Annotated in this window: 14 protein-coding genes; 8 read left to right on the forward strand and 6 right to left on the reverse strand. The window is 71.4% G+C overall.

Annotated elements, in window-relative coordinates:
- Complete coding sequence (locus AC6EI4_RS07925) at positions 1-717, reverse strand: TSUP family transporter (RefSeq protein ID WP_498451125.1); 717 nt, start codon at positions 715-717, stop codon at positions 1-3.
- Positions 718-879: 162 nt separating this feature from the next.
- Here AC6EI4_RS07925 and AC6EI4_RS07930 point away from each other — a divergent pair, with 162 nt between their 5' ends.
- Positions 880-1,194, forward strand: a complete 315-nt coding sequence (locus AC6EI4_RS07930) for a hypothetical protein (RefSeq protein WP_498421040.1) — start codon at positions 880-882, stop codon at positions 1,192-1,194.
- A gap of 27 nt (positions 1,195-1,221) precedes the next feature.
- Here AC6EI4_RS07930 and AC6EI4_RS07935 read toward each other — a convergent pair whose 3' ends face one another.
- Positions 1,222-1,884, reverse strand: a complete 663-nt coding sequence (locus tag AC6EI4_RS07935; protein WP_498451126.1) for a winged helix-turn-helix transcriptional regulator — start codon at positions 1,882-1,884, stop codon at positions 1,222-1,224.
- Between the two features lie 151 nt (positions 1,885-2,035).
- Here AC6EI4_RS07935 and AC6EI4_RS07940 point away from each other — a divergent pair, with 151 nt between their 5' ends.
- Together AC6EI4_RS07940 and AC6EI4_RS07945 are read left to right on the forward strand one after the other, a co-directional pair.
- Positions 2,036-2,857, forward strand: coding sequence for a class I SAM-dependent methyltransferase (locus AC6EI4_RS07940; protein WP_498451127.1), 822 nt, complete (start codon positions 2,036-2,038; stop codon positions 2,855-2,857).
- A gap of 129 nt (positions 2,858-2,986) precedes the next feature.
- Complete coding sequence (locus AC6EI4_RS07945) at positions 2,987-4,516, forward strand: MDR family MFS transporter (RefSeq protein ID WP_498421032.1); 1,530 nt, start codon at positions 2,987-2,989, stop codon at positions 4,514-4,516.
- 76 nt (positions 4,517-4,592) lie between these two features.
- On the opposite strand, the gene AC6EI4_RS07950 is transcribed toward AC6EI4_RS07945, so the two are convergent.
- Both AC6EI4_RS07950 and nrdR read right to left on the reverse strand, forming a co-directional pair.
- The gene (locus tag AC6EI4_RS07950) at positions 4,593-7,460 is read right to left on the reverse strand and encodes a vitamin B12-dependent ribonucleotide reductase (RefSeq protein WP_498421030.1); all 2,868 of its coding nucleotides are present in this window, start codon (positions 7,458-7,460) and stop codon (positions 4,593-4,595) included.
- Positions 7,461-7,584: 124 nt separating this feature from the next.
- Positions 7,585-8,085, reverse strand: coding sequence for a transcriptional regulator NrdR (gene nrdR / locus AC6EI4_RS07955; RefSeq protein ID WP_498421028.1), 501 nt, complete (start codon positions 8,083-8,085; stop codon positions 7,585-7,587).
- A 364-nt stretch (positions 8,086-8,449) separates the two neighbouring features.
- On the opposite strand from nrdR, the gene AC6EI4_RS07960 reads away from it, so the two are divergent.
- Entirely contained in the window at positions 8,450-8,902 is a 453-nt protein-coding gene (locus tag AC6EI4_RS07960) for a hypothetical protein (protein ID WP_498451128.1), read from the forward strand.
- 87 nt (positions 8,903-8,989) lie between these two features.
- The gene (locus AC6EI4_RS07965; RefSeq protein WP_498421023.1) at positions 8,990-9,322 is read left to right on the forward strand and encodes a hypothetical protein; all 333 of its coding nucleotides are present in this window, start codon (positions 8,990-8,992) and stop codon (positions 9,320-9,322) included.
- 4 nt (positions 9,323-9,326) lie between these two features.
- On the opposite strand, the gene AC6EI4_RS07970 is transcribed toward AC6EI4_RS07965, so the two are convergent.
- Entirely contained in the window at positions 9,327-9,728 is a 402-nt protein-coding gene (locus tag AC6EI4_RS07970; RefSeq protein WP_498451129.1) for a LysM peptidoglycan-binding domain-containing protein, read from the reverse strand.
- Positions 9,729-10,127: 399 nt separating this feature from the next.
- Between AC6EI4_RS07970 and lexA the strand changes: the two genes are divergently transcribed.
- The 3 genes from lexA to AC6EI4_RS07985 all read left to right on the forward strand — a co-directional run bounded on the left by lexA (position 10,128) and on the right by AC6EI4_RS07985 (position 12,214).
- Positions 10,128-10,931, forward strand: coding sequence for a transcriptional repressor LexA (gene lexA, locus AC6EI4_RS07975; RefSeq protein ID WP_498451130.1), 804 nt, complete (start codon positions 10,128-10,130; stop codon positions 10,929-10,931).
- Between the two features lie 74 nt (positions 10,932-11,005).
- Positions 11,006-11,797, forward strand: a complete 792-nt coding sequence (locus AC6EI4_RS07980; RefSeq protein ID WP_498421018.1) for a phosphatase PAP2 family protein — start codon at positions 11,006-11,008, stop codon at positions 11,795-11,797.
- A gap of 9 nt (positions 11,798-11,806) precedes the next feature.
- Positions 11,807-12,214, forward strand: a complete 408-nt coding sequence (locus AC6EI4_RS07985) for a DivIVA domain-containing protein (protein ID WP_498421015.1) — start codon at positions 11,807-11,809, stop codon at positions 12,212-12,214.
- 9 nt (positions 12,215-12,223) lie between these two features.
- Here AC6EI4_RS07985 and AC6EI4_RS07990 read toward each other — a convergent pair whose 3' ends face one another.
- Positions 12,224-14,257: an ATP-dependent DNA helicase gene (locus AC6EI4_RS07990; RefSeq protein WP_498421014.1), complete on the reverse strand. Its 2,034-nt coding sequence runs from the start codon at positions 14,255-14,257 to the stop codon at positions 12,224-12,226.
- Positions 14,258-14,294: the final 37 nt, after the last annotated feature.

Consider the following 14,294-nt stretch of genomic DNA (forward strand, 5'->3'; position numbering starts at 1 on the left):
TCAGCCGCTCAGCGCCGCTCCCGCGACGAGGCCGATCCCGCCGACCAGGGAGACCACGAGCACACCGGCGCGCGCGGCCGCCGGCGCGATCCGGGCGGTGAGCCAGAGTCCCCCGACTGTGCCGGCGGCCAGGGCCGCCAGCTCCCCCGGGCCGGGCAGGCGCAGACCCAGCAGCAGGGCCGTGACGGCGTTCTGGACGACGAAGAAGGCATGCAGGTTGGCGCGCAGCACGCGGGGCTCCCAGTCGGTGTTCGCCGCGTAGAGCCCGATCGGGGGCCCGCCGACACCGCCGACGACGTTCAGTAGCGCACTGGTCGCGCCGGTGAGGACGACGGCCTGCGGGGTGCGGAACCACAGCGACCGCAGGCCGCCGGCCAATAGCAGCACGGCCGCGATGACCCCGACCCCGCCAGTGAGGGCCAGCCACCGGGTGTCGGCCCCGGCCACGGCCCAGGCCACCAGCGGCGTGCACAGCAGGGTGGGGACCAGCAGCCGCAGCACGGCGCCGGGCTGCACCTGGCGCACCTCGCGCGCCAGCGGGATCGCCGAGGCCAGCGTGGCGAGGCCCAGCGTGGCGGCGACGCCCTCGCGGGGGCCCAGGGCGAGCACCAGGACGGGCGCGGCCACCAGCGAGAAGCCCATGCCGGTGGCTGCCTGGGCGAGCGCGCCGGTGAGGACGCCGAGCAGGACCACGCCGAGGAGGAGCTCCTCGCTCACCGCGGGGAACGAGGCACAGGCGAAGTCGTCACGCCCGGAGTGTGCCCGCTCGCCACCCCCGAGCGGGTGGGCAGTCTCGGTGAGTGCGGCAACGCGGACCGCCGTCCTCGGGGTCCCGGCCGGTATGCTCGGGCCTCCCCTTCCCCCGCAGAGGTGTGTGACATGACGGCGAGCCGCTCGGCTCGCGAGCGGAAGGCCGCCGCCCAGGCCGGCCCCCTCGCGAGAGTGAAGATCGACCTCGACGCGCAGCAGCAGTTCGTCTACAAGATCAGCTGCTCGCAGTGCGTCGCGAAGGGCGAGCGCAAGTGGTCGGCGTACCGGCCCGGCGCCGACAACGGGTTCATGGCCGCGATGGACCGCTGGATCTTCCATCTCGCCGAGAAGCACCCGGGCGCCGAGGCGCCGTGCCTGGAGTTCCTGCCCGAGGCCCAGCGCCGGCTGCAGGAGCGCCGCGAGGGCCACGAGCCTTCTGATTGACGAGCGTGCGATCGGTGGGGGCCGGCCTCAGGCGGGTCGGGGCACCGCCGCGAGCGTGGCCTGCCCGAGCCAGCCGGGCACCTCACGGGCGCAGGGGCCGGTGATCTCGACCAGCCCAGCTCGCAGCGCCCGGCCCCAGGTGCGGTCGCCGAGCCAGATCTCGGTGAGCGTGCGCAGGCCGGTGGCGACGCGTGCGGCCACCTCGTGGCCGGGGTCGACGTCGCACACGTCGGCCTCGCCGGCGTTGACGCACAGCCACCACCGGGCGGCGAGGACGTCGTGGAACGCGAACGAGACCACCGTGCGCCCGGGCGGCCAGAGCGCGACCGGCACCGTGCGGCGCAGGTCCCACATCAGCAGGTGCGGGTCGAGGTCCTCCTCGCCCAGTCGGCCGATCCAGCGCACCCCCCAGGCGCCGAGCTGCTCGACGACGGGGCGCAGCTCCTCGCCGGCGGGGGTCAGCAGGTAGCCGCTGCGCCCGTGCCGCACCTCGCGGCGTACGACGCCGGCGCGCTCGAGGGTGCGCAGACGCTTGGACAGCAGGGCCGGCGACATCTTCGGGTTCCCCCGGCGCAGGTCGTTGAAGTGGGTGCTCCCGGCGAGCAGCTCGCGTACGACGAGCAGCGTCCACCGCTCGTCGAGCAGCTCCATGGCCTTCGCCACCGGGCAGAACTGGCCGTAGGACGACATGGCTCCTCCTGGATGCGGATCTTCCAGTAGAGCGCGTCCCAGACCCGCCGCACCAGTGCCCGGCGCGAACTGGGTGGTACAGATCCGGCACTGGCCCTCAGCTGCCCGGCGGGGCCAGTCTCGAGGGAAGACTCGACCTTCGGGAGGAACCATGACCGACCAGAGCACCGCCGCACCCGACATCAAGGCCAAGCACCGCGCCATGTGGGCACTGGGCGACTACCCCTCGGTGGCCACCGACGTGATCCCCACCCTGGGACCGCGCCTGGTGCAGGCGTGCGGGGTCCGTCCGGGCCAACGCGTCCTCGACGTGGCCGCCGGGTCCGGCAACGCCGCCATCCCCGCGGCCGAGGCGGGCGCCGACGTGGTCGCCTCGGACCTGACCCCGGAGCTGCTGGCGGCGGGGCGCCGCGACGCCGAGTCCCGCGGAGTCCAGCTCGACTGGCACGAGGGCGACGCCGAGGCCCTGCCCTATGAGGACGCCTCGTTCGACACCGTGATGTCGTGCGTGGGCGCGATGTTCGCGCCGTTCCACCAGGTGGCCGCCGATGAGCTGGCCCGGGTGTGTCGCCCCGGCGGCACCATCGGGCTGCTCAGCTGGACGCCGGCCGGGTTCATCGGGCAGATGTTCGCGACGATGAAGCCGTACGCCCCGCCGCCGCCGGCCGGCGCGCAGCCGCCCCCGCTGTGGGGCGACGAGCAGCACGTCCGCTCGCTGTTCGGCGAGCGGGTCGGCGACGTCGAGGCGAGCACCGAGAGCCTGCGCGTCGACCGGTTCGCCGACGGCGCGCAGTTCCGCGACTTCTTCAAGGCCACCTACGGCCCCACCATCGCGGTCTACCGCGCCATCGCCGAGGACCCGGAGAAGGTGGAGGCACTGGATCGCGAGCTGGCCGAGCTCATGCAGCGCCACGACCTGGGCGAGGGCGCCATGGACTGGGAGTACCTGCTGCTCACCGGGCGCCGCCAGTGACGCTCCCACCGCGGGTGGCGGTGTTCTGAGCCGGTTGGGGTTAGCGTGGAGAGATCTCTGCGCGTCCCCAAGGCCGGTCTCGGTCCGTCTGCGTCGTTCTCGGAACTCCCCACGGTTGGAGTCAGACAGATGGCAACCACCCCCAACGACCGACTCGAGCGCAAGGTGATCGTCACCGGCCTGGTCGTCGTCTCCGGCATGATCATGGCGGTCCTCGACAGCACGATCGTGAACGTCGCGCTCGACACACTGAGCTCCGACCTCGACGCGTCGCTGGCCAAGACCCAGTGGGTCGTCACCGGCTACCTGCTCGCCGTCGCCATCGTCATCCCGATCACCGGCTGGGCCATGGACCGCTTCGGATCGAAGCGGATCTGGATCACCGCGGTGACCATGTTCATGCTCGGCTCCGCCCTGTGCGCGACCGCCTGGAACATGGAGAGCCTGATCGGCTTCCGGATCCTCCAGGGCCTCGGCGGCGGCATGCTGACGCCGGCCGGACAGGCGATGATCGCCACGGCCGCCGGGTCCGACCGGATGGGGCGGGCCATGTCCATCCTCGGCGTGCCGATGCTGCTGGGACCGGTGTTCGGGCCGGTGCTGGGCGGCCTGCTGGTGGAGTACACGACCTGGCACTGGATCTTCGTGGTCAACGTGCCGGTCGGCATCATCGCGATCGCCCTGGCGCTCTGGAAGCTGCCCTCCGGCGGCGCTGCCGAGGCGCCCGGACGACTGGACGTGCTCGGCCTGGTCCTGCTCTCGGGCGGCCTCGCCATGCTGCTCTACGGCCTGTCCGAGGCCAGCTCCCGCGGCGGGTTCGCGGAGCGGGGGGTCCTGGGCTGGCTCATCGCCGGCGGCGTCGGCATGGCGCTCTACGTCGCGCACAGCCTCCACCGCGGGGCGGACTCCCTCATCGACGTCCGCCTGCTGGGCAACCGCGTCTTCGCCAGCAGCACGGCAGCGGTGTTCCTGGTGGCGGTCGCCATGTTCGGCGGGATGATCCTGCTGCCGCTGTACTACCAGACCGTCCGCGGCGAGGGCGCGCTCGGCGCCGGCCTGCTGCTCGCCCCGCAGGGCCTCGGCGCGATCGTGGCGGTGCTCCTCACCGGTCGCCTCACGGACCGGATCGGGGCCGGGTACGTCGTCCCGGTCGGCGTGGTGCTCGCCCTCGCCGGCACCTACCCGTTCACCCAGGTCGGCGTCGACACCTCCTACACGTGGCTCTCGGTCGCCCTCTTCGTGCGCGGCATCGGCATCGGCTCGGTGATGATGCCGACCATCTCCTCGGCGTACAGCACGCTCAGCAAGGCCCAGGCGACGAAGGGAGCCCCCACGCTGTCCGCCATCCAGCAGGTCGGCGCGTCCTTCGGCAGCGCCATCCTGGTCACCGTCCTGACCCACCACCTCACCGGCCAGCTCACCTCGCGGGGCCTCGACTCCGCCAGTAAGGGCAGTGGTGGCGGCGCCACCGAGCTGCACTCCATCCCGAGCCGGGAGATGCCGATCGTCGGGCCGCTGATGGCCGACTCCTACGGGTACGCCTTCTGGGTGGCCTTCGGCCTGACGGTGCTCATCATCCTCCCTGCGCTGCTGTTGCCACGGCACCTGCACGGCAAGGAGGCTCCTCCCGCAGGTCGCCGACGGAAAGTGGAATCCTAGGAAGTCCCACCACCACGCACGAGGGCTGCCACCCCGGTCGGGATGGCAGCCCTCGTGCGTGTCTGTGTGTCTCGGGTCAGCTGCAGCCGCTGGTGCTGCCGCAGCCCTCGCACACGTAGCAGGAGCCGGCCGGGCGCATCTTGGTCCCGCAGGTGAAGCACAGCGGGCTGTCGATGGCGGTGCCGGTGATCTTCTCCATCAGCTCGGTGGAGGTGTGCGCCTCCTGGGCGGGCTGCGCCGGGATCTCGCGCTGCTCGCCGCCGTGGGTGTCCTTGGTCTCGACGGGCACCTCGGGCAGGCCGGTGGCGGGCTCGTCGACGAGCTCGGCGGCGGAGCCGGTCTCCACGATCGGCTCGTAGGAGCCGGTCTCGAGGTGGCGCTGACGCTCCTCGGCGGAGTAGATGCCGAGCGCGGAGCGGTCCTCGAAGGTCATGTAGTCCAGCGCCAGGCGACGGAAGATGTAGTCCATGATCGACTGCGCCATCCGCACGTCCGGGTCGTCGGTCAGACCGGCCGGCTCGAAGCGCAGGTTGGTGAACTTCGAGACGTAGGTCTCCAGCGGCACGCCGTACTGCAGGCCGATGCTGACCGCGATCGAGAACGCGTCCATCACGCCGGCCAGGGTCGAGCCCTGCTTGCCGAGCTTGAGGAAGACCTCGCCGAGCTCGCCGTCGTCGTGGGCACCCGAGGTCATGTAGCCCTCGGCGCCGCCGACGGTGAACGACGTGGTGCGCGAGGCGCGCGACTTCGGCAGGCGCTTGCGGGTCGGCGCGTAGACGACCTTCTCCACGACCTTGGTCTCCACGACCGCGGACTTGTTGGAGTCCTCGCCCTTGTTGTCGCCCTTGCCGCCCGACAGCGGCTGGCCGACCTTGGCGTTGTCGCGGTAGATCGCGGTCGCCTTCAGCCCCAGCTTCCAGGACTGCAGGTAGATGTCCTCGACCTCCTCGACGGTGGCCGACTCGGGCAGGTTCACGGTCTTGGAGATGGCCCCGGAGAGGAACGGCTGGCAGGCCGCCATCATCCGGACGTGGCCCATCGGCTTGAGGGCGCGGGCGCCCATCGCGCAGTCGAAGACCTCGTAGTGCTCGGCCTTGAGGCTCGGCGCGTCGACGACGTGACCGTGCTCGGCGATGTAGGCGACGATTGCCTCGACCTGCTCGGGCTGGTAGCCCATCTTGCGCAGCGCCCGCGGCACCGTCTGGTTGACGATCTGCATCGAGCCGCCACCGACGAGCTTCTTGAACTTCACCAGCGAGAAGTCCGGCTCGATGCCGGTGGTGTCGCAGTCCATCATGAAGCCGATGGTGCCGGTCGGCGCGAGCACCGAGGCCTGCGCGTTGCGGAAGCCGAGCTTCTCGCCCGACTTGATGACCGCGTCCCAGGCCTTCGTCGCCAGCTTGTGCACCTGCTCGTCGGCGAGGTGCAGCGGACGCAGCGTGTCGTTGGCGGCCTGGTGCTTGCGCATCACGCGCTTGTGGGCCTCGGCGTTGCGGGCGTAGCCGTTGTAGGGGCCGACGATCCCGGCCAGCTCGGCCGAGCGCTTGTACGACGTGCCGGTCATCAGCGAGGTGATCGCCGCGGCCATCGCGCGCCCGCCGTCGGAGTCGTAGCCCAGCCCCATCGCCATCAGCAGCGCGCCGAGGTTGGCGTAGCCGATGCCGAGCTGGCGGTAGTCGCGGGTGGTGGCGCCGATCGACTCGGTCGGGAAGTCCGCGAAGCAGATCGAGATGTCCATCGCGGTGATGATCAGCTCGACCGCCTTGCCGAACAGCTCACCGTCGAAGGTGTCGTCGTCCTTGAGGAACTTCAGCAGGTTCAGCGAGGCGAGGTTGCACGAGGAGTTGTCCAGCGACATGTACTCCGAGCACGGGTTGGACGCGGTGATCCGGCCCGTCTCGGGGTTGGTGTGCCAGTCGTTGATCGTGTCGTCGTACTGCAGACCCGGGTCGGCGCACTCCCAGGCGGCCGTCGAGATCTTCGAGAACAGCTCGCGGGCGTCGACGGTCTCGATGACCTCGCCGGTGCCACGCGAGCGCAGGCCGAACTCGGTGCCCTCCTCGACCGCGCGCATGAACTCGTCGCTGACCCGCACCGAGTTGTTGGCGTTCTGGTACTGCACCGAGGTGATGTCCTTGCCACCGAGGTCCATGTCGAACCCGGCGTCGCGCAGCGCGCGGATCTTGTCCTCCTCGCGCGCCTTGGTCTCGACGAACTCCACGATGTCGGGGTGGTCCACGTCGAGCACGACCATCTTGGCCGCGCGGCGGGTCGCGCCACCGGACTTGATGGTGCCGGCGGAGGCGTCGGCGCCGCGCATGAAGGAGACCGGGCCGCTCGCCGTACCGCCCGAGGAGAGCAGCTCCTTGGAGGAGCGGATCCGGGAGAGGTTGAGGCCGGCGCCGGAGCCGCCCTTGAAGATGAAGCCCTCTTCCTTGTACCAGTTCAGGATCGAGTCCATCGAGTCGTCGACCGAGAGGATGAAGCACGCGCTGACCTGCTGCGGGGAGGGGGTGCCGACGTTGAACCAGACAGGAGAGTTGAAGGAGAAGTACTGGTGCACGAGCAGCCAGGTCAGCTCGTGCTCGAAGATCTCGGCGTCCGCGGCGGAGGCGAAGTAGCCGTGCTCGAGGCCGGCCTTGGTGTAGGTCTTCACCACCCGGTCGACGAGCTGCTTGAGGCTGGTCTCGCGGGCGTCGGTGCCGACGGCGCCGCGGAAGTACTTGGTGGTGACGATCGTGGAGGCGTTGACGCTCCAGAAGTCGGGGAACTCGACCCCGCGCTGCTCGAAGACGGCCGCGCCGGTCTTCCAGTTGGTCTGGACGACGTCGCGCCGCTCCCAGGTGATCTCGTCGTAGGGGTGCACGCCCTTGGTGCTGAAGACTCGCTCGATCTTCAATGCTGCTCCGGCCTTGCGCCTGGATCCGCTGACAGTCTCCGTCATGGGGCTCTCCTTGTTCCTGGTGACTTCTTCGTCGTCCTCGCGGGCCTGGTGGTCCCCGCGAGGGGTGGTACTGAGTGGTGCGCCCGGCACGCAGCTTCCCCACTACGTGCCGGGCGGTCTGTGGTCAGCCCGTGGGCTGAGGATCGCGCACGCCACCGACAGTGGCGTCGCTGAGCGGCTCCCGCTCCGTGCGCAGCCGCTCGATCTCGGCGACGAAGTCGTCGGCGGACTCGAAGGCCCGGTAGACGCTCGCGAAGCGGAGATAGGCGACCTCGTCCAGCTCGCGCAGGGGCCCGAGGATGGCCAGGCCGACCTCGTGTGCGGGCACCTCGGCCCAGCCGTCGCTGCGCAGGGTGTCCTCCACCGTCTGTCCCAGACAGTCGAGCTGGTCCGCGGTGACCGGCCGGCCCTTGCAGGCCTTGCGGACACCGGAGATCGCCTTCTCCCGGGTGAACGGCTCGGTGGCACCCGACCGCTTGAGCACGGTCAGCTGCATCTGCTCCACGGTCGTGAACCGCTTCTTGCATGCCGAGCAGGTACGGCGACGGCGGATCGAGCCGCCGTCATCTGCGACCCGGGAGTCGAGCACCTTGGTGTCGGTGTTCCGGCAGTAGGGACAGTGCATCGCGGGTGCTCCTCTCGTGGGCATGCCACGAGGCACCCGGAGGGTGTGGTCATGGCTGTGGAGAAATCGGCTTCTTCTGTGGACAACAAGCGGTTACCTGTGGACCATCCCCTAGCCGACTGTGAACTAGATGTGGATAAGCACAACGGTGTAACTACTAGATGTAGTGGAACCGTACGCCCGGGCCGGAGTTAAGGCAAGCGGGCCCGGCGTGTCGTCCGGACCAGTCTCCGGGCCGCGAATCACCAGGCGCGAAAGCGCAGGTCAGCGGGGTTGCGTGCCCCGCGGGCCAGAGACTCCGGCCCCGGCGCGGCGACCTGCTTGACTGACTCCCGACACCGATCCCTAACCCGAAGGTGACCCTATGAGTCGTCGTACGTCGCGCACCGGAGCCCTGGCCCTGTCCCTGCTGCTGATCCCCGGCCTGAGCCTGGCCGCCTGCAGCTCCGAGGGAGACTCCGAGCAGGAGCCCTCGAGCCTGGAGTCCCCCAGCGGCACCGGAGAGGTGCCGGACCCGGACGCACTGCCGGAGGGCTACCCGGAGCAGGACGCGCCGCTGATCGAGGGCGAGCTGGTCTCGACGAACTCGGAGAAGGCCGACGACGGAACCAGCTTCAGCATCCTCGTCGCCCCCGACAGCGAGGGCGCCGACGCCGCCGGCGAGGCGGTGGCGCGGTTCGTGGAGAAGGGCTGGCAGGACAACACCACGCCGGGCAGCTCGGCGCACGTCCTGGTCAAGGGCCCCGACACCGCGATCATCGAGTCGATCGACGGCAACGGCACCGAGCTGGTCAGCTACAACCTCGTCACGCAGTAGCCATCGGACCTCCCCGGACGGCTGACCGCTGGGCCCACAGGGAGGAGCCTTACCCTTGCCAGCGGAACTCAGAGGAGAATCGTGAGCGTGAGCACGGGCAGTGGCGGCAAGCGAGCAGGGGCCCGTCGTGCGATGGCCGCGCCGCGCAGGCGGCGCGGCCTGCTCATGGCGCTGGCACTGGGGATCACGGTGACGGTGGTGGCGTGGGGCTACCTCGTCAGCGCTGCCATCGACTTCGGCAGCACGGCACGGGCCGGCGACTCCGCCGCCTGGGGCTTCCTGGCACTGGCCTGCCTCGGCGCCATCGCCTGTCTCTTCGCCGCCCTGCTGCTCGGCAGCCACGCCCTGCGCGAGCTCGGCGTCACGCGACGCCCCGACGAGGCGCCGCGCCCCACCGGGGGCCGACGGGCAGCGCGCTGATCGCTCAGTCGCGCACGGGCACGCGCAACCGCTGACCGGACATCACCGCGGCCGAGTCGAGGGCGTTGAGCCGCTGGATCTCGTCGACCACCTCGCGGGTATCCCCCGGCGAGGCGATCTCGCTGGCGATCCCCCACAGCGTGTCACCGGGCCCGACCGCGACGATCCGGGTGTCCGGTGCCTGCCCGGCGCTCTGCGTGGCGACGGAGCCGTCACCGAGCACCACCCCTACCGCCAGCAGCAGCGAGACGGCGCCGCCCAGGATCACCGCCCTCCCGCGACGGGTCAGCCGCACCGGCCCGGCCACGGGGCGGGCGGGACGCGAGACGGGGCGGGCAACGGGCTGTGCGGCCAGTGACTGTGCGGCCAACGACGGTGCGGCCGGGTGGACTGCGGTGCTGCTCATGGGGACCTCCAGGGGAAGGCGGCGTCAGGGCCGGGCGGTTGCCCGGCAGTGCTGCCGTGTCGGTCTGTGTCTACAAGCGACCACCGACAGTCCCGGTGCGAGCCGCTGTCGCCGGCCGCGTGAGGAAGCGTCTCCGAGTCACCTGATCGGGCATGTCGCTTGAAAGGCATCCGTTCGATCAGGCGTTCGATCGAACATACGAGCGAACTTAGAGCATGTGTTCGAATAGGGCAAGAGAAACGCCGAACATGCGTTCGAGTTCACCGGCCTGGCGAGGGCGACACGCCCCTTCGAACAGATGTTTGAACCTGCCGGTGTCGGCGGTCTACGGTAGGGAGCATCGGCGGACGCGACGGCGCGGCCGGCGCTCACACCGCCCCGAAGCAGAGAGGCACACAGATGGCCAGAGGAACGGGCTCGGACGACGGGGGCCGCACCAGCGCGTCCACTCCCGCCAAGGCGCGCGCCAAGGGCGCCGGCAAGGGCGGCGCCAAGGTCGCGGTGCTGCCGGACGGGCCCCCCGACGCCACCGGCCTGACCCCGCGCCAGCAGCGGGTCCTCAACGTCATCCGCGACTCCATCGAGATGCGCGGCTACCCGCCGAGCATGCGCGAGATCGGCGAGAAGGTCGGGCTGACCAGCTCCTCGTCGGTGGCGCACCAGCTGAAGGTGCTCGAGGAGAAGGGCTTCCTCAAGCGCGACCCCAACCGCCCCCGGGCCATCGAGGTCTTCCTGCCCGAGGTGATGGCCGCACGCCGTTCCATGTCGGCGCCGGACCCGGTCGCCGAGGAGGACTTCGACCCGACCGGCATCGGCGACGCGATGCCCGCGGCGATCAACGTGCCGATGGTCGGCCGGATCGCCGCCGGCGGGCCGATCCTGGCCGAGGAGCGCGTCGAGGACGTGTTCCCGCTGCCCAAGCAGCTCGTCGGCGACGGCACGCTGTTCCTGCTCGAGGTGGCCGGTGACTCGATGATCGACGCGGCCATCTGCAACGGGGACTACGTCGTGATCCGCCAGCAGCCGACCGCCAACAACGGGGAGATCGTGGCGGCGATGATCGACGGCGAGGCCACGGTGAAGACGTTCCAGCGCAAGGACGGCCAGGTGTGGCTGCTCCCGCACAACACGGCGTACGACCCTATTGACGGGACCCATGCGACGATCCTCGGTAAGGTCACGGCGGTCCTGCGCCGCATGTGACCCTCGGATCGGGCACGGGCCCGCTCAGGGTCATTCCTGATGCGGATCCGACGAGCTCGCGGGAGAATGGGGAAGTGACGATCGCGAGACAGCCCCCGACCGCCGCCGCCCACCGGACGGCAGGGCGCTCCACCCTCGCGACCCGGCCGCGTCTGCGGCGCGGGCTCCTCGAGCTCGCGGTGCTGGCCAGCCTCTACGTCGCCTACAGCGCCAGTCGCCTGGTGGCCGACGACTCCTTCGAGCCGGCGCGAGAGCGCGCGGTCCAGCTGCTGCACCTGGAGAGCCTGGTCGGCCTCGACGTCGAGGCCGGCCTCAACCAGTGGTTCGTCGCGGTCTCCTGGGTGGGCCTGGCCGCCTCCTACTGGTACGCCACCACCCACTACGTCGTCACGCTCGTCGCCCTGGTCTGGCTCTACTTACGGGGCCGCGCCGCCTACGTCCCGGCGCGTACGGCGCTGCTCGTCGCCACCGTCCTGGGCCTGGCGATGTACCTGCTGCTCCCCACCGCTCCCCCGCGGCTGGTGGACGGCTACGTCGACGTCCTGCACCTGCACGCCGCCGACGGCTGGTGGGGTGGCGAGGCCTCGGCACCCAAGGGGTTCGGCGACCTCACCAACCAGCTGGCCGCCTTCCCGTCGCTGCACGCCGGCTGGGCGCTCTGGGTGGCGCTCGCGGTGCACCGTGAGGTCCGCGGAGTGTGGATCAGGTCGTTGGGCTGGGCCTACGCGCTGGTCACCGCGGTCGTCATCGTGGGCACCGGCAACCACTGGGTCCTCGACGTGGTCGTCGGCTGGCTGGTGGTGCTGATCGGCTTCTGGGTCGGGGATCGCTGGAGCGCCCGACGAGGGCACCGCACGGCGCGCTAGCGTCTGCACATGGATCTCGCGCCCCGCTTCACCGCTCGCAGGTTCCGCGAGGGCTACGACCCCGCGGAGGTCGACGCGTTCATCGCCCGGGTGCAGGCCGCGATCGCGCAGTCGCCACCGGCCGTGTCGACCGACGACCTCCTCGACGTCCGCTTCACGGTGCGCCGCCAGGAGGCGTCCTACGACATGGCCCAGGTCGACGACTGGGTCGCCTCGATGCTCCACTACCTGCGCAGCCGCCAGCGGGGCAGGCCCGCGTCGCCGGGACAGGACCCGAGCCTGCCTCCGGAGCTGCGTGGGGCCGACCTGCCGACCACCCACCTCCGCCCGTCCGGTCCCCCGGCCTGGGCGCGGCTGACGGCGCTGATCCTGGTGATCTCGCTGGTGGCGTTCGTGGTGGCCTCGGCGTTCATCTGAGGCCCGGGCTCACTCGCTCTCGGAGAGGCGCTTGAGCGCCTTGCGGACCACGGCCGGGTCGGTGGTCGGCCACATCGCCGGCAGGCTCGCCTTGAGGAAGCCGCCGTAGCGGGCCGTGGCCAGCCGTGGGTCCAGGATCGCGACGACGCCCTTGTCGGAGGTGGTCCGGATCAGCCGGCCGGCCCCCTGGGCCAGCAGCAGCGCGGCGTGGGTGGCGGCCACCTGCATGAAGCCGTTGCCGCCGGACTTGTCGACCGCCTGCTGGCGCGCCGACATCAGCGGGTCGTCGGGGCGCGGGAACGGGATCCGGTCGATCAGCACCAGCTGACAGGTGTCGCCGGGCACGTCGAGGCCCTGCCACAGGCTGAGCGTGCCGAACAGGCAGGTGTGCGGGTCCTCGACGAACTGCTTGGCCAGCTCCGGCAGCTGGGCGTCGCCCTGGGCCAGCGTGGTCAGGTGTGGCAGCCGGGCCCGGACCGCCTCCGCGGCCGCCTCGGCGGCGCGGCGCGAGGAGAACAGCCCCAGCGCGCGCCCGTCGGAGGCGTCGATGAGCTCCACGATCTCGTCGAGCTGACGCTCGCCCAGCCCGTCGCGACCCGGGGGCGGCAGGTGGCGCGCGACGTAGAGGATGCCCTGGCGGCCGTAGTCGAAGGGCGAGCCGACGTCGAGCCCGCGCCACGGGAGCACCCCCTCGGGCGGTGACGCGGCCCGCTCGCCGAGCACCGTGTCGCGCTCGGAGGGCTTGAGCCCGACGCTGGTGGCCACCGAGTTGAAGTCGCCGCCCAGCATCAGGGTGGCGCTGGTGAACACCACCGTCTTCTCGCGCAGCAGCTTGTCGCGCATCTGGCCCCACACCTGCAGCGGGGCCACGCAGAGCCGGGCGGGGATCCGGTCGCGGGCCTCGGAGAGCCACAGCACGTCGGACTCGAGGTCGGCCGCCATCCGCTCGGCGTGGGTGAACAGCTCCTGGACCATCCCCTTGGCCTGGGTCCTACCGGCGTCGGCCTCCCCCTCGCCGTCCTTGGGGAAGGCCGAGATGCAGGCGCGGGCGGCGTCGCGGACCAGGACGAGGGCGTCGGAGAGCGCCTCGGGCATCCGCTGGATCCGCCCGGCGTCGATGCCGGCCAGCGCGTCGGCCAGGGCCTCGCCGGCGTCGCCGAGCTCGTCGGCCTGGTCGCCGTCCACGTGGCGCTGGGCGCGCCGCGAGGCCCGCTCGATCTCGCTGACGGTGATCTCGTCGGTGGCGGCCTGCGTCACCCGCGCGGTCAGCTCGTGGGCCTCGTCGATGACCACGACGTCGTAGTCGGGGATCATCGGCACGCCCTCGATGGCGTCGATGGCGAGCAGCGAGTGGTTGGTGATGATCAGCTGGGACTTGGCCGCCCGCTCCTTGGCCCGCTCGGCGAAGCACTCCGCGCCGTACGCGCACCGGGTGGCGCCGAGACACTCCCGGGCGCTGACGCTGACCTGGCGCCAGATCCGCTCGGTGTGCCGGGGCGCGGCGTCGCGCTCGCCGGTGCCGGCCCGTTCCGCCTCCTCCTCGGCCCAGGCCCGCAGCCGGAGCACCTCGGCGCCCTGGGAGGACTCGGGGAGGTCGACCAGCGCCCCCTGGTCGTCGGGCACGCCCTCGCGGATGCGGTGCAGGCAGGCGTAGTTGGAGCGGCCCTTGAGCACGGCGTACGACGTGTCGTCGACGAGGTCGCCGACCGCCTCCATCAGCCGCGGCAGGTCGCGCTCGACGAGCTGGTGCTGCAGGGCCAGGGTGGCGGTCGCGACGACCACGCGGCTCTCGTGCAGCAGGCTGGGCACCAGGTAGCCCAGCGACTTGCCGGTGCCGGTGCCGGCCTGGACGAGCAGGTGCTGGCCCTGCTCCATCGCGTCGGCGACGGCCTCGGCCATCTGGATCTGGCCGGTGCGTTCGCTGCCGCCGAGGGCCGAGACGGCCGAGGCGAGCAGCTCACGGACCCGCTGGGCGCCCGCCGACGCCGCGGGCCGCTCGGGGGCGTGCGGGCTCGGATCGGACGGGGAGGTCGCTGCGGGCACCCAAGAACCCTAACCGCGCCCGCCGACAGCCGGACAC

Source organism: Nocardioides sp. Z43_10, assembly GCF_059766615.1.

What these genes read in the sequence shown, in the direction of transcription:
- AC6EI4_RS07930 (WP_498421040.1), top strand. Translation starts at nt 880, where the DNA reads ATGACGGCGAGCCGCTCGGCTCGCGAGCGGAAGGCCGCCGCCCAGGCC.
- AC6EI4_RS07935 (WP_498451126.1), bottom strand. Translation starts at nt 1,884, where the DNA reads ATGTCGTCCTACGGCCAGTTCTGCCCGGTGGCGAAGGCCATGGAGCTG.
- AC6EI4_RS07940 (WP_498451127.1), top strand. Translation starts at nt 2,036, where the DNA reads ATGACCGACCAGAGCACCGCCGCACCCGACATCAAGGCCAAGCACCGC.
- AC6EI4_RS07945 (WP_498421032.1), top strand. Translation starts at nt 2,987, where the DNA reads ATGGCAACCACCCCCAACGACCGACTCGAGCGCAAGGTGATCGTCACC.
- AC6EI4_RS07950 (WP_498421030.1), bottom strand. Translation starts at nt 7,460, where the DNA reads ATGACGGAGACTGTCAGCGGATCCAGGCGCAAGGCCGGAGCAGCATTG.
- nrdR (WP_498421028.1), bottom strand. Translation starts at nt 8,085, where the DNA reads ATGCACTGTCCCTACTGCCGGAACACCGACACCAAGGTGCTCGACTCC.
- AC6EI4_RS07960 (WP_498451128.1), top strand. Translation starts at nt 8,450, where the DNA reads ATGAGTCGTCGTACGTCGCGCACCGGAGCCCTGGCCCTGTCCCTGCTG.
- AC6EI4_RS07970 (WP_498451129.1), bottom strand. Translation starts at nt 9,728, where the DNA reads ATGAGCAGCACCGCAGTCCACCCGGCCGCACCGTCGTTGGCCGCACAG.
- lexA (WP_498451130.1), top strand. Translation starts at nt 10,128, where the DNA reads ATGGCCAGAGGAACGGGCTCGGACGACGGGGGCCGCACCAGCGCGTCC.
- AC6EI4_RS07985 (WP_498421015.1), top strand. Translation starts at nt 11,807, where the DNA reads ATGGATCTCGCGCCCCGCTTCACCGCTCGCAGGTTCCGCGAGGGCTAC.